At 70.6% G+C, this 14945-nt stretch carries 13 protein-coding genes; all 13 read left to right on the forward strand.

What is annotated here, in order from left to right:
- Nucleotides 1-36 precede the first annotated feature (36 nt).
- The 13 genes from EJ913_RS07565 to EJ913_RS07625 all read left to right on the forward strand — a co-directional run bounded on the left by EJ913_RS07565 (nt 37) and on the right by EJ913_RS07625 (nt 14912).
- The gene (locus EJ913_RS07565; protein WP_244939280.1) at nt 37-1452 is read left to right on the forward strand and encodes a murein hydrolase activator EnvC family protein; all 1416 of its coding nucleotides are present in this window, start codon (nt 37-39) and stop codon (nt 1450-1452) included.
- Complete coding sequence (locus EJ913_RS07570; RefSeq protein WP_126996375.1) at nt 1453-2925, forward strand: S41 family peptidase; 1473 nt, start codon at nt 1453-1455, stop codon at nt 2923-2925.
- An 18-nt stretch (nt 2926-2943) separates the two neighbouring features.
- Nucleotides 2944-4218 (forward strand): divergent polysaccharide deacetylase family protein, encoded by a 1275-nt coding sequence (locus tag EJ913_RS07575; RefSeq protein ID WP_126996377.1) that lies wholly within the window; start codon nt 2944-2946, stop codon nt 4216-4218.
- An 11-nt stretch (nt 4219-4229) separates the two neighbouring features.
- Nucleotides 4230-4721 (forward strand): RNA pyrophosphohydrolase, encoded by a 492-nt coding sequence (locus tag EJ913_RS07580; RefSeq protein ID WP_126996379.1) that lies wholly within the window; start codon nt 4230-4232, stop codon nt 4719-4721.
- 174 nt (nt 4722-4895) lie between these two features.
- Nucleotides 4896-5207 (forward strand): STAS domain-containing protein, encoded by a 312-nt coding sequence (locus tag EJ913_RS07585; RefSeq protein WP_126996381.1) that lies wholly within the window; start codon nt 4896-4898, stop codon nt 5205-5207.
- Nucleotides 5192-5569, forward strand: a complete 378-nt coding sequence (locus EJ913_RS07590) for a response regulator (protein WP_126996555.1) — start codon at nt 5192-5194, stop codon at nt 5567-5569. The genes EJ913_RS07585 and EJ913_RS07590 overlap by 16 nt, the downstream gene beginning before the upstream one ends.
- A 32-nt stretch (nt 5570-5601) precedes the next feature.
- Nucleotides 5602-7896 carry a chemotaxis protein CheA gene (locus tag EJ913_RS07595; RefSeq protein WP_126996383.1) on the forward strand — a complete coding sequence of 765 codons (2295 nt, stop codon included), beginning with the start codon at nt 5602-5604 and terminating at the stop codon, nt 7894-7896.
- A 21-nt stretch (nt 7897-7917) separates the two neighbouring features.
- A complete protein-coding gene (locus tag EJ913_RS07600; protein WP_238522307.1) occupies nt 7918-8442 on the forward strand; it encodes a chemotaxis protein CheW in 525 nt (174 codons plus the stop codon).
- Nucleotides 8443-8508: 66 nt separating this feature from the next.
- Entirely contained in the window at nt 8509-11073 is a 2565-nt protein-coding gene (locus EJ913_RS32945; protein ID WP_126996387.1) for a methyl-accepting chemotaxis protein, read from the forward strand.
- A gap of 15 nt (nt 11074-11088) precedes the next feature.
- Entirely contained in the window at nt 11089-12000 is a 912-nt protein-coding gene (locus tag EJ913_RS07610) for a CheR family methyltransferase (RefSeq protein ID WP_126996389.1), read from the forward strand.
- A 3-nt stretch (nt 12001-12003) separates the two neighbouring features.
- Nucleotides 12004-12705, forward strand: coding sequence for a chemotaxis protein (locus tag EJ913_RS07615; RefSeq protein ID WP_126996391.1), 702 nt, complete (start codon nt 12004-12006; stop codon nt 12703-12705).
- Between the two features lie 4 nt (nt 12706-12709).
- Nucleotides 12710-13768, forward strand: a complete 1059-nt coding sequence (locus EJ913_RS07620) for a protein-glutamate methylesterase/protein-glutamine glutaminase (protein WP_126996393.1) — start codon at nt 12710-12712, stop codon at nt 13766-13768.
- 25 nt (nt 13769-13793) lie between these two features.
- Entirely contained in the window at nt 13794-14912 is a 1119-nt protein-coding gene (locus tag EJ913_RS07625) for a methyl-accepting chemotaxis protein (protein ID WP_238521166.1), read from the forward strand.
- Nucleotides 14913-14945 lie beyond the last annotated feature (33 nt).

The raw sequence follows: 14945 nt of genomic DNA on the forward strand, positions 1-14945 counted from the left end.
GGGCCCCTTCCCTCTCCCGGGGCGGGAGAGGGAGTCATGGCCGGGATCGTCGTCGCGCTGACCCTTCTGACCACCCCCGCCCACGCCCAGACCGAAGCGCCCGGCGCGGCGCTCAAGCGGGTCGAGCAGGAACTCCAGGCCGACACCCAGCGCCGCAAGGATCTCGACCTCCGTTCCCAAGCGCTGCAGAAAGAACTCGACGGCCTGCGCGGCCAGTTGATCGGCCTCGCAGACCAAGCCCGCGCCCAGGAGCGCGACCTCGACGCCCTGGAGGACTCCCTCGCCGCCCTGGAGGCCGAGGAGCACGACCGCAGCGCCCGGCTCGACGGTGAGCGCCAGCAGATCGCCTCGCTGCTCGGCGCCCTGCAACGGCTGGCCCGCGTGCCGCCGGAAGCGGCGCTGGCCCGCCCCGACAATCCCGTGGATACGCTGCGCTCCGCCCTGCTGCTGCGCGACACCGTGCCAACGCTGCGCGCCCGCGCCGACGCGCTGACCGCCGCCCTGACCGCCTTGTCGGAGACCCGCGAGAAGCTGGTCGCCCAACGGGCCAAGGCGCTCGCCACCCGCACCGCGCTGGCCGGCAAGCAGGCCGAGATGGCCCGGCTCGTCGCCCGCCGCGAGGCGCTGTCGCGCCAGACCGAGGAGGAGCGCGTCCAGGTCGCCCAGCGCATGGGCAGCCTCGCCGGTCAGGCCACCGACTTGCGTCAACTGATGGACCGCATCGAGGCCGAGCGCCGCGCCGCCGCCGAGGCCGCCGCCAAGCGCGAGGCCGAACGCCGCGAGGCGGAAAGGCGCGAGGCCGAGCGCCGCCTCGCCGAAAAACGCGAGGCCGAACGGAAACTCGCCGCCCAGAAGGAGGCCGAGCGCAAGGAGGCCGAGCGCAAGCTGGCCGAGCTGCGCGCCGCCGAGCAGAAGGCCGCCGCGCTGAAAGCCGCCGAGGAGCAGCGCGCCAAGGACGAGGCCGCCAGGGAGGCCGCCCGCGAGGCCAGCGAACGCGCGTTGGCGGCCCGCCGTGCGCCGGCCGCTCCGCCCTCCTCACCCTCCGGCGACGCTCCTCCGGCCATCGCCGGGATGACGCTGCCGGCCGGCGGGCGGCTGACCACGCGCTACGGCGAGACCGACCGATTCGGGGCGTCCAGCCGGGGCGTCACCGTGCAGACCCGCGCCGGAGCGACCGTCGTCGCGCCACAAAGCGGGTCGATCATGTTCGCTGGACCCTTCAAGGGGTATGGGCTGATCTTGATCGTGGAACACGGCAATGGATATCATAGTTTGATTGCGGGTTTGGGCCGGATCGACACGGCCGTCGGCAAACGGGTCGCCACCGGGGAACCGGTGGCGGTCATGCCGGCGGACGGCAGTCCGGATCTCTATTTCGAGCTGCGACGAAACGGTCAGCCGATCAATCCGCAGCGCGGGTTCGGCGTCCCCGAGGGGAAAGGACAAGGGTAGATGAGGATGATCAAGCGTGCCGCCACGGCGGCGGCCCTGGTGTTTCTGGGAGCCGGCGTCGCCACCGTCACCGCGCAGTCCAGCAATTCGTCGGAGACCTACCGGCAATTGAACCTGTTCGGTGACGTCTTCGAGCGCGTCCGTGCCGAATACGTGGAGCAGGTCACCGACGAACAGCTGATCGAATCGGCGATCAACGGGATGCTGACCTCGCTGGATCCGCATTCGAGCTATCTGAACAAGAAAAGCTTCCAGGACATGCAGGTGCAGACCCGGGGCGAGTTCGGCGGGCTCGGCATCGAGGTCACGATGGAGAACGGCCTCGTCAAGGTCGTCTCGCCCATCGACGAGACGCCGGCCTTCCGCGCCGGGCTGCAGCCGGGCGACTACATCGTCCAGCTCAACGGCGAGGCGGTCATGGGCCTCAGCCTGAACGACGCGGTCGAGAAGATGCGCGGGCCGGTGGGCAGCGAGTTGAAGGTGACGATCCGCCGCGGCGACGCCGGCGAGCCGTTCGAGGTCTCGCTGACCCGCGCCGTCATCAAGGTGCAGTCCGTCCGCTTCCGCACCGAGGGCGACATCGGCTACATCCGCATCACCAGCTTCAACGAGCAGACCCAGAGCGGGCTGGAGAAGGCGCTGACCTCCCTCCAGCAGCAGCTCGGCGACAAGCTGAAGGGCTACGTGCTGGATCTGCGCAACAACCCCGGCGGCCTGCTCGACCAGGCGGTGTCGGTGTCGGACACCTTCCTCGACAAGGGCGAGATCGTGTCGACCCGCGGCCGCAAGTCGGAGGAGGGCACCCGCTTCAACTCCAAGGCGGGTGACCTCGCCAAGGGGCTGCCGATGGTGATCCTGATCAACGGCGGCTCGGCCTCGGCGTCGGAAATCGTCGCCGGCGCGCTGCAGGACCACAAGCGCGCCATCGTCATGGGCACCCAGTCCTTCGGCAAGGGGTCGGTGCAGACCATCATCCCGCTGCCCGGCCACGGCGCCATGCGGCTGACCACGGCGCGCTACTACACGCCGTCGGGCCGCTCGATCCAGCAGCTCGGCATCACCCCGGACATCGAGGTGCACGTCGCCAAGCTGGAGGATCTGGAGGCCAACGCCGCCGCACGGCGCCGCGAGGCCGACCTGAAGGGCGCGCTGCGCAACACCGACCCGGCCAACCAGAACCGGGCGCCCAGCCCGGCGACGACCAAGCCGCCGGCCGGCGCGCCCGGAGGCCCCGCGACGCCGGGCACCCCCGGTGCCAGCAACACCACGCCCGCCACCCCGCCCGCACCGGGCGCCGCCGCTCCGGCGCCGGGGGCCGCCCCCGCCACGCCGCCCGCCGCGGCTCCGGTCGATCCGGACGCCCCGGTTCCGGCGGCGGCGAACGGGCAGCCGCCCTTCGACTTCCAGCTCGCCCGCGCGCTGGATCTGTTGCGCGGCGTGGCGCTGTTCCAGTCGCGCGCCGCCGCGCGCTGACCGGAAGGAAGGACCGACGTGAAGGCTCCCGCCCTGCTCGGCCGCCTGAAGTTCGACGTCCGGGGCGGTTTCCGCCCCGGCGCCGGCTGGCTGGCGCGTCTCCGGCGCAGGCGGGATCCCCACGCCGACCTGGGTGACGACGACGATGACGCCCCGCGCCGGCCACCGCCCAAAGCCTTGCTGGGCGCCGTGGCGGGTGTGGTGCTGGCGTTCGGCGGTCTCGCCGGATGGCTGGCGCTGAACGGCGCCGAGACCACCGAGGCGTGGGAGGCCGGAATCCCCAAGGTGACGGTAGCGGTCAAGCCGGCCGCGCCGTCCCCGACGAAAGCCCCGGCAACTCCCCCGGCCCAGACACAGGCTCAAACGCCGGCCCAAGCTCAACCGCCCGCTCCGTCGGCCGCGCAGACGCCGGCCCAGCCGGCCGTCCCGCCGCCGCCGCTGACCGCCGCCGCCCCGCTGGCGCTGCCCGACGCGGCGGCGCCGAACGTCGTCCTGACGCCCGCCCCGGTTCCGGGACTGGTCGAGGACAGCCGCAACGGCCCGCTGCCGAAGATCGCCCAGGACGGGCGCCTGCCCTGGCAGGTCTACGCCCGCCCCTTCCCGGCCGCCGATAAGCGCCCGCGCATCGCCATCGTGATGGCCGACATGGGCATCAGCGGCGTCACCACCAACAACGCCCTGGCCAAGCTGCCGGTCGGCGTGACGCTGGCCTTCGTGCCCTACGCCGAACGGCTCGACAACTGGGTGGAGCGCGCCCGCACCAAGGGGCACGAGGTCATGCTCGCGGTCCCGATGGAGCCGCAGAACTACCCGCGCGACGATCCCGGCCCCAACGCGCTGCTGACCATGCTGGCCCCCGACCGCAACCTGGAACGGCTGGAATGGTCGCTCGGCAAGGCGGTCGGCTATGTCGGCATCACCAGCACGACGGGCAGCAAGTTCACCGCCAACCAGAACGCCGTCCAGCCGATGATCGACGCCTTGAAGGCGCGCGGCCTGCTGTTCGTGGACGCCCGCGCCAACCCCAAGAGCATCGCCGGCCCGCTCGCCACCCTGGCCGGGGTGCCGCGCGCGCTGGCCGACCGCACCATCGACCGCGACCTGTCGCGCGGCGCCATCGACGACCAGCTTCGCGAGCTGGAAGGGCTGGCAAAGGCGAACGGCGCGGCGGTCGGCATGGCCTCGCCCTACCCCACCACCATCGAGCGCATCAACCTGTGGATGACGGCGCTGTCCGACCGGGGCTTCGTGCTGGCCCCGGTGTCGGCGGTGGTCAACATCCAGAAGCAATAAGAAGAGCCGCCATGAAGACGCCGATCGCCCGCGACGCTTTGCCCTACCGCCCCTGCGTCGGGATCATGCTGCTGAACGACGCGGGCCGGGTCTTCGTCGCCCGCCGTTGCGGCTCGGAGGCCGACTGGCAGATGCCCCAGGGCGGCATCGACACGGGCGAGGACGCCCGCACCGCCGCCTTCCGCGAGCTGGAGGAGGAAATCGGCACCGCCAAGGCCGACTTCATCGCCATGACCGCCGCGCCGCACCGCTACGACCTGCCCGACGACCTGCTGGGCAAGGTGTGGAAGGGCCGCTGGCGCGGGCAGGAGCAGATGTGGATGCTGGCCCGTTTCACCGGCGCCGAATCGGACATCCGCCTCGACACCGACCATCCCGAGTTCGACGCGTGGAAGTGGATCGATGCCGAGGAACTGCCCGGCCTGATCGTCGCCTTCAAGCGCCCCGTCTATGAATCCGTGCTGGCCGAGTTCCGGCCCCTGATCGCCGTGCGGAAGGCCTGAACCGGCGGGACGCTCAAACCCTTGTCCCAAAAATGATTGCGGTTCGTCCCGAGTTCCAAGACCCTTCTCCGTGTGGCAGAGTTCCGGACTTAACGAATCCTTGAGTCCGATCTGGCACCGTCCGGATCCGGCGCAGGACCTGGGACCGGGTGTCCGGAAGAGCGGAGAGGTGGCGTGACCCTGATCAAATGGAGCGAAGAGGGCGGGCGGGTGCGCCTGGGCCTGCCCAGCGACCTCGATTTGCCGATGGCGCAGCCCCTGCTGGACAGCCTGCGGGCCGGCTTCGCCGCGTCCGCCGACGTGACCGTCCAGGCCGACGCGGTGGAGCGGGTCAGCGCCGCCTGCGTGCAGGCGCTGGTCGTGGCGTCTCGCGACGCGTCGGGGCGTGGAGCCGCCTTCGCGGTCGCCGGCCCGTCCGAGGTTCTGACCGAGGCCTGCGAGGATTTGGGCCTCGCGGCGTGGCTGAAGCAATGGAGCGCAGCGTGAAGAAGAAGGTTCTGACGGTCGACGATTCCCGCACCATGCGCGACATGGTGGCCTTCACGCTGAAGGGTGCCGGCTACGAGGTGGTGGAGGCGGCGGACGGCCAGCAGGCGATGACCGCCATCGCGGCCAACAAGGTCGATCTGGTCATCACCGACCTGAACATGCCGGTGATGGACGGGCTGACCCTGATCCGCAAGCTGCGCGCCATCCCGGCGCACCGCACGCTGCCGATCCTGATGCTGACCACCGAGGCCGACGACAAGAAGAAGGCCGAGGGACGCTCCGCCGGGGCGACCGGCTGGATCGTCAAGCCCTTCAACCCGGACAAGCTGGTGTCCGTGGTGCAGAAAGTGTGCGGCTGACCCGGCTTAAGCGGGCGACGGGGGAAAGCTCCATGGACGATCTGAGCCGGTTCAAGCAGACCTATTTCGACGAGAGCGCCGAGCTGCTGGCGGTCGCCGAGGCCGGGCTGCTGCGCCTTGCCCCCGGCGACGTGGACATGGACGAGGTCAACGCGATCTTCCGCGCCGTCCACTCCATCAAGGGCGGCGGCGGCGCCTTCGGCTTTTCCGAGCTGGTCGCCTTCGCCCACGAGTTCGAGACGGTGATGGACGGCGTGCGCAACGCCACCATCCCGGTCAGCACCGCCCTGGTGGACACGCTGATCCGCGCCAACGACGTGCTGGGCCAGATGCTGGGCTACGCCGGCGAGGAGGTCGAGGCGCCGCCCGGCACCACCGACGCCTCGGTCGCCGCCCTGCGCCGTTACCTGGAGGCCCACCCGGAGCCGGAGGCCGCCGCTGAACCCGCCGCCCCGGTCGCTGCCCCGGCCCCGGCTATCAGCCTTCCCGACGACGAGGACGACGAGGCCGGCATCTTCGGCGACGCGCTGGCCGCGATCAGCGCCGCGCGCGACGCCCAGGCTCCCGCCGCCGACGCGGTTCCGCCCGGCAAGGTCCGCTGGACCATCGTCTTCCGCCCCAAGGCCGAGCTGCTGCTGTCCGGCAACGAGCCGACCTTCATGCTGCGCGCGCTGCGCCGGCTGGGCGAGGCCGAGATCGTCTGCCACCTCGACCGGTTGCCGACCCTGCGCGACCTCGACGCCGAGCTGCTGTACCTGTCCTGGACGGTGACCCTGATCGCCGACCCGGCTATCGGGCGCGACCGTATCGACGACGTGTTCGAGTTCGTCGCCGACGAATGCGACATCCAGATCGTCGCCGAGGCTCCGCTGCCGGCGGTGGTGGAGCCCGCCGCCCCGCCCGAGCCGGTCCAGCCGGCGCCGTCGGTCCCCGCCGTCGCCGCTCAAGCCACGCCTCCGGCCGCCCCGGCGAACGTCGAGCCGGCCACGACCTCCGTCCCGCCGGGCGCCAAGCCCGCCGATCCGGCCAAGCCGCGGTCCGCCCCCGGCGGCAACGGCGGCGAGCACGCCGGCCCGGCCCACCAGACCATCCGCGTCGATCTGGAAAAGATCGACCGGCTGGTCAACATGGTCGGCGAGATGGTCATCACCCAGGCGATGATCGCCGAGCATGTCCGCGACCTGCCCCCCGGCCAGTTCCAGGAACTGATGGAAGGGCTGGAGCAATTGGCCCAGCACACCCGCGAGCTGCGCGAGAGCGTGATGTCGATCCGCGCCCAGCCGGTGTCGAGCGTCTTCTCGCGCATGCCGCGCCTGGTCCGCGAATGCGCCGCCGTGACCGGCAAGGAGGTGATGCTGGTCACCTCGGGCGAGAACACGGAAGTGGACAAGACGGTGGTGGAGAACCTCGTCGATCCGCTGACCCACATGATCCGCAACTCGATCGACCACGGGCTGGAAAGCCCCGACGAGCGCGAGCGCGCCGGCAAGCCGCGCGCCGGCACCGTGCATCTCTCGGCCCAGCACCGCTCCGGCCGCATCGTCATCGAGATCACCGACGACGGGCGCGGCATCAACCGCGCCAAGGTGCTGTCCAAGGCCATCGAGAAGGGGCTGGTCCAGCCCGGCGCCAGCATGACCGACGAGGAGATCGACCATCTGATCTTCCTGCCCGGCTTCTCCACCGCCGACCAGGTGTCGAACCTGTCGGGGCGCGGGGTGGGCATGGACGTGGTGCGGCGGAACATCTCGTCGCTCGGCGGGCGGATCGGAGTCTATTCGACGCCGGGCGAGGGCTCGCGCTTCGTGCTGTCGCTGCCGCTGACGCTGGCGGTGCTCGACGGCATGGTGGTCTCGGTCGGCGAGGAGCGCTTCGTCCTGCCGCTGACCAACATCGTGGAGAGCCTGCGGCCCAAGCCCGCCGACCTGCACGGGCTGGTCAACAAGTGCGATGTCATGATGGCGCGCGGCGAATACGTCCGGCTGGTCCACCTGCACCGGCTGTTCGGCATCCCCGGCGCCATCGACGACGCCACCCAGGGGCTGGTCGTGCTGGTGGAGACGGAGGACGGCTCGCGCCTGGGGCTCGTGGTCGACGAGATCCTCGGCCAGCAGCAGGTCGTCATCAAGAGCCTGGAATCGAACTTCCGCCGGCTCGACGGGGTCGCCGCCGCGACCATCCTGGGGGACGGGCGTGTCGCCCTGATCCTGGACGTCGCCGGCCTGCGGGAGATGAGCCGGCACACCGGCGACACCGGCTCGCGCCCGCCCGCCCCGGCGGCGGCGCTGCCGGCACCCGATCACACGCGTCAACGCCAAACGGTCTGAGGCCCAGCGATGAGCAGTTCCATGGCACTCGCCACCGTCGGGGGCAGCCGCACCGACGCCCTGTCCCTCAACGGGACGGAGGACCAGTACGTCACCTTCACCGTCGGCGCCGAGGAATACGGCGTCAACATCCTGGCAGTTAGGGAAATCCGCGGCTGGACACCGGAAAGCCGGCTGCCCAATCTGCCGGACTACGTGCGCGGCGTCATCAACCTGCGCGGCATCATCATCCCGATCTTCGACCTGCGCGCCCGTTTCGGCGGCGGGGCCACCGACGTGACCAAGCGCCACGTCGTCGTGGTCATGCAGGTGGGGGAACGCACGCGCGGCATTCTGGTGGACGCGATCTCGGACATCCTGGCCATCGGCCAGGACGCGATCAAGCCGCCGCCGGACGTGGACAGCGGGCTGATCGACGCCGAATACCTCAGCGGCCTCTACACCGCCGAGAGCCGCATGGTGACGCTGCTGAACGTGGACAAGCTGTTCACCAACGAGCATGGCGAACAGGACACCGGCAACAAGGCGGCCACCGCCACCGACTGAGGGCGTCCCGACGCCGGGGTCCGGTGCGCGGGTGGGCGCGAAAACAGGCGAAACGGGAGGCTCCCCATGGCCATGAACACGACCACCGGCGCCGGATCCGTCCTGCGCAACCTGGGAATCGCCAAGCGCCTGTGGCTGGTCTTCGGCCTGCTGCTGGTGCTGATCGCCGCCCAGTCGGCCATCGGGGTCTTCGGCCTGACCGGGCTGAACCGGCAGGTCGAGACGGTCACCGCGTCCGGCGAGCTGGCGGTCTTCGCCAAGGATCTGGAAACGCGGTTGGCCAACCAGCGCATCCAGGGCCGCGACTACCTCGCCACCGGCAACGTCGAGTCCCTGAACCGCCAGCGCGCGCTGCGCGCCGACTTCGACCAGGCGATGGCCGACCGGCAGGCGCTGCTGAAGGCGTCGTCCCAGGCCGCCGCCTTCGCCGATCTGGCCACCCAGCACGCCGACTACCACAACCAGTTCGAACTGATGCGCGAGCTGCGCGACCGGGCCGACCGCACCCTGCACGAGCGCATGGACCCGCTGGGCGCCCGCGTGACCACGACGCTGGACCAGTTGGTCGACGTCATCCGCGCCACCGGCGACAAGGACGCGGCGCTCCAGGCGCAGGACATCGAGAAGGACTGGATCACCACCCGCTTCGCCGCCAACCGGGCGCTGGGCCTGAAGGACGCCGCCGCCGCGACCCAGGTCGAGGTCCAGGGCAAGGAGATGGACAGGGATCTAGCCGATCTGCTGCCCCTGTTCCGCACCAACGCCGCCATCGCCGCGCCCCTGCGCGAGGTCGAGGCGCGCTCGGCCGAGTACCGCGCCGCCTTCCAGGAGGCCATCGCCGCCAACGCCGCCATCGGGCAGCGCTCGGCCGAGGTTGGAAAGGTCATCACCCGCATCAACGACACCATCAACGGCATCGTCGCCGCGATCCAGGCCGACCAGACCGCCGTCCAGGCCGCCGCCGCCCATGAGGCGACCTTCGACATCCGCCTGACGCTGGGGCTGGGGCTGCTGTCGCTTCTGATCGGCGTGGTGGCGGCCAACCGGATCGGCGCCTCGATCACCGGCCCGGTGACCGGCATCCGCGCCGTGATGGCCGAGCTGACCGCCGGCAAGCTGGCCGTCACCGTCCCCCACACCGACGCCCGCGACGAGCTGGGCGACATGGCCCGCGCGGTCGAGGCGTTCAAGGACGAGGCGGTCGCCGCCGTCCGCTCGCGCATCGCGCTGGACAGCGTGTCGGCGAACATCATGATGGCCGATCCCGATGGCCGCATCCTCTACGCCAACGCCGCCATCCTGGACATGTTCGCCAGCGCCGAGGCCGACCTGAGGAAGGACCTGCCGGAGTTCGACGCCAAGACGCTGATCGGCCGCGACTTCGACCTGTTCCACCGCGACCCGGGCCACCAGCGCCGCCTGCTGGCGAACCTGACCCAGACCCACCGGGGCCTTGCCAAGGCCGGCGGGCGCACCTTCCAGGTCGTCGCCAACCCGGTGGTCAGCCGCCGGGGCGAAAAGCTCGGCACCGTCGTCGAGTGGCGCGACCTGACCACCGAACTCGCCATCGAGGCCGAGATCGGCGCCATCGTCGAGCAGGCGGTGCGCGGCGATTTCAGCCGCCGCCTCGACCTCGCCGGCAAGACCGGCTTCTTCCGGCTGGTCAGCGAGGGCATCAACCGCCTGTCCACCAACGTCTCCGGCGTGACGGAGGAGCTGGCCTCCACCCTGGAATCCCTGTCGCGCGGCGACCTGACCCGGCGCATCGACAAGCAGTACGAGGGCGTGTTCCAGCGCCTGAAGGACGACTTCAACAACACCGTCGTCCAGCTCTCCGGCATCGTGACGCGGATCGACACCGCCGCCGACTCCATCGCCGTCGCCAGCCGCGAGGTCGCCGCCGGCAGCCTCGACCTGTCCGAGCGCACCGAGCAGCAGGCCTCCTCGCTGGAGGAGACCGCCGCCAGCATGGAACAGCTCGCCGCCACCGTCCGCTCCAACGCCGAGAACGCCCAGCAGGTCAACAGCTTCGCCACCGAGGCACGCGCCGCGGCATCGCGCGGCGGGCAGGTCGCCGAGAGCGCGGTCGAAGCGATGCGCAAGATCGAGGGGTCGTCGCAGAAGATCTCCGACATCATCGGGGTGATCGACGAGATCGCCTTCCAGACCAACCTGCTGGCGCTGAACGCGGCGGTGGAGGCGGCGCGGGCCGGCGACGCGGGCCGTGGCTTCGCCGTGGTGGCGCAGGAGGTGCGTCAACTGGCCCAGCGCTCCGCCCAGGCGTCCAAGGAGATCAAGGCGCTGATCCTCGACAGCGGCGCCCAGGTGCGCGACGGCGTCGATCTGGTGCGCTCGGCCGGGAGCGCCCTGACCGAGATCGTCACCGGCATCGGCCGCGTCGCCGATCTGGTCGGCGAGATCGCGCGCGCCACCGCCGAGCAGGCGTCGGGCCTGGACGAGGTCAACACCGCCGTCGCCCAGATGGACGAGATGACCCAGAAGAACGCCGCGCTGGTCGAGGAAAGCACCGCCGCCGCCCGCTCCCTTGAGGATCAGGCCGACCAGCTTCGTCAACAGATGACCTACTTCACGCTCGACCGGGCTGGCGACGCCCGCCGCCGCCGCGCCTAAGACTGACAGCCCCCAATGACCGAACCCGCGTTCCTCCCGCCCGCCGATGCCGACGACAACGCCAGCTCCCTTGGCCGCCTCCCCGGCCGGGCGCGGGAGTTCCGGTTCGAGCGGCACCATTTCGACCGGATCGCCCGGCTGCTGCACCAGCTGGCCGGCATCGCGCTGGCCGCGCACAAGGTCGAGATGGTCTACGCGCGGCTCGCCCGCCGGCTGCGCGACCTGCGGCTGCCCGATTTCGACGCCTATTGCGCGCTGCTCGACAGCGAGGAGGGGGCCAAGGAGATCGGCTTCCTGGTCAACGCGCTGACCACCAACCTGACCAGCTTCTACCGCGAATCCCACCACTTCGCGTTCCTGGAACAGACCGTCCTGCCCGAGTTGCGCGCCCGCAACGCCGGGGTGCCGAAGCCCCGGCTGCGCGTCTGGTCGGCCGGCTGCTCCTCGGGGCCGGAGCCCTACAGCATCGCCATGGTGCTGGCCTCCACGCTGGGGCCGGATCTGCGGCGCTGGGACGCCCGCATCCTGGCGACCGACATCGACACCCACATGGTGGAGACCGCCCGGCGCGGCGTCTACGCGGCCGAGGGCACATCGGGCATCCCGCCGGCCATCCGCACCCGCTACACCGAGCCCGCCATGCTGAACGGCGAGCCCGCCATCGCGATGAGCGAGGAGCTCAAGCGGCTGATCACCGTCAAGCCGCTGAACCTGCTGGAACGCTGGCCGATGTCCGGTCCGTTCGACGCGATCTTCTGCCGCAACGTGCTGATCTACTTCGACCGCCAGGGCCGCACCCAGGTGATAGAAAGCTTCTCCCGTCTGCTGGCGAGTGGCGGCTACCTGTTCCTGGGGCATTCGGAGAGTCTGTACGGCGTGTCGAACAGCTTCCGCCAAGCTGGCCCGACCATCTACCAGAAGGTCTGAGCGATGACCGGCCGCCTCCAGCGCCGCGCCGCTCTCGCCGCCATCGCCGGCCAGACCCTGCCTCAACCGGCGGCGACCGAAACCTCGTTGCCGCGCCGGCTGGGCAGCGGGCGCTACTACAACGCCGAATTCAAGGCCGACACCGTCAAGGTCTTCCTGGGCCAGCACGAGGTCAGCGACCGGCCGGACGTGATGATGGCGACGACGCTGGGCTCCTGCGTCGCCGCCTGCGTCCATGACCCGGTGCGCGGGGTCGGCGGCATGAATCACTTCCTGCTGCCCGACCTGCCGGAAACGGAACTGCGCGGCGACGGCGCCGCCGCGCGCTACGGCTCGGTCGCCATGGAGCGGCTGATCAACGCGCTGCTGGCCTTGGGGGCGGAGCGCCGGCGCCTCCAGGTCAAGCTGTTCGGCGGCGCCCGCGTCATCGAGTCCAGCTACGACATCGGCGGCTTGAACAGCCGCTTCGCGCTGGAGTATGTGCGAACGGAGGGGCTGACGCTCGCCGGGCACGACCTGGGGGGCGCGTCGCCACGCCGCATCCATTATTTTCCACACTCCGGACGTGCGATGCGCCGTATGCTGCGCCCCGAGGCCGCGACCGAGACAATGACCCAGGAAAGGCGTTTCATGTCCGATCTGCGGCGGCAGCCGGTGGATGGCGACGTGGAACTGTTCGACCCCGGCCTTTCGGGAGGCAACTGAGAAAATGGCACGCCCCATCCGTGTCGTGATCGTCGACGACAGCGCGTTGATGCGCGAGATGCTGAAGGACATCCTGACCAACGAGCCGGGAATCGAGGTCGCCGGGGTCGCCCGCGACGCCGCCGAGGCGCGTCAGGTCATCAAGGTCGCCAACCCCGACGTGGTCACGCTGGACGTCGAGATGCCGGGGATGGACGGTTTGTCCTTCCTGGAAAAGATCATGACGCTGCGGCCGACGCCGGTCATCATGATCTCCTCGCTGACGCGGGAGGGGTCCGACGCCGCCATCCGCGCGCTGGAGCTGGGGGCGGTCGACTGCCTCGCCAAGCCCGGCGGCTCCGACGGCAAGGGCTTCGAGGAGACCGCGCGGGAGCTGGTGACCAAGATCCGCGTCGCCGCCACCGCGCGGCTGTCGATGCGCCGCCCCCCCACCGCGCCGGCCACGCTGCCGGCGCCGCGCCGCGCCGGGATCGGCGGGCGGCTGGTCGCCATCGGCGCCTCGACCGGCGGGGTGGAGCGCATCCGCGACGTGCTGGCCGTGATGCCGGCCGATTGCCCGCCCATCGTCATCACCCAGCACATGGGGCCGGGCTACGTCGCCAGCTTCGCCGCCCGGCTCGACCGGCTGTCGGCGCCCGCGGTGCAGGTCGCGACGCACGGCGCGCGGCTGGCCCCCGGCCTCGTCTACATCGCCCCCGGCGACCGCCACCTGACCGTCGCCCGCGACGGCACCGGCCTCGTCTGCCACATCCAGGACAGCCCGCCGGTCACCGGCCACCGCCCGTCGGTGGACGTGCTGTTCGGCTCGGTCGCCAAGGCCGCCGGCCACAACGCGGTCGGCGTCATCCTGTCCGGCATGGGCCGCGACGGCGCCGTTGGCATGAAGGCGATGCGCGACGCCGGCGCCCACACCATCGGGGAGCAGGAATCGAGCTGCGTCGTCTACGGCATGCCGCGCATGGCCTTCGAGGCCGGCGGCGTCGCCGTGGAATTGCCCCTGCACCAGATCCCCGCCGAGATGCTGCGCGCCTACGACGCCATCGGCGAGCGGCCCCGCGCCTGACGCGGAGGAATTGAGGAAGATGACCATGGCTTTCGACGGCGCAACGCAGAAGACCGACACCCCGAACGGCGGCGGGCCGGACGGCAAGGTCGCCGTCACCACCGAACTGCTGTCCACATGGCTCGGCTTCGCCGACGTCCAGCGCCGCACGCTGGATGTGGTGCAGGGCGAGCTGACGCGCACCTCCACGACCGTGGAGAATGCCACGCTCGACCTGTCCGACCGTTTCCGCCAGCTGGCGGAGAAGGCGCTGGAGCAGTCGGAGAGGGTCGAGCAGATCGTCCAGCTCGCGGGATCGGTGTCCATCGACGGCGAACGGGTGCCGATGGACCAGCTGGTCGTCGGCATGCAGGACATGATCACCGACATGGTGAGCAACATCGTCACCCTGTCGCGCCACGCCATGAGCATGGTCTACCTGCTGGACGACGTGCAGAAGGACGTCGGCGACCTGGAGAAGGCGATCGGCGACATCGACGCCATCAACCGCCAGACCAACTTCCTGGCGCTGAACGCCACCATCGAGGCGAGCCGGGCCGGCGAGGCCGGGCGCACCTTCGCCGTGGTGGCGCAGGAGGTGCGGCACCTCTCGCGCTCCACCGGCGAGCTGGCGGACCGCATGCGCAACAAGGTGACGGCGGTGGTCAAGGGCGTGCGCAACGGCCACGACATCCTGCGCCAGATCGCCAACACCGACATGTCGCCGCAGATGCTCGCCAAGGAGCGGGTCGATAAGACCATGGACAGCCTGGTGGAGCAGACCTCCCATTTCCAATCGGTGCTGGAGACGGCGGCCGGCGTGTCGTCGGACATGTCCTCCACCATCGCGCACGTCATCACCGGCATGCAGTTCCAGGACCTGACCAAGCAGCGCATCGAGGCGATCAACGACAGCCTCGCCATCATGGGCGCCGGGCTGGCCGAGCTGGAAACCCGCATCCGCGCCCAGATCCCGCCCGGAATCGGCGCGCAGGAACCGCAGGAATGGTTGAACCATCTGCTCGACCGGTTCACGCTCAGCGAGATGCGCGAGCGCTTCGTCCGCCGGCTGCTGCTGGAGGGCACGGCGCTCGACGAGAACGGCGTGCTTGACGTGGACGCTGGGGCTGGCGACAGTTCCGGCGGCGACATCGAACTGTTCTGACATGAAAATTGCCACGAATAGACGAATAATAAC

Source organism: Azospirillum doebereinerae, from assembly GCF_003989665.1.
GTDB lineage: Bacteria > Pseudomonadota > Alphaproteobacteria > Azospirillales > Azospirillaceae > Azospirillum > Azospirillum doebereinerae.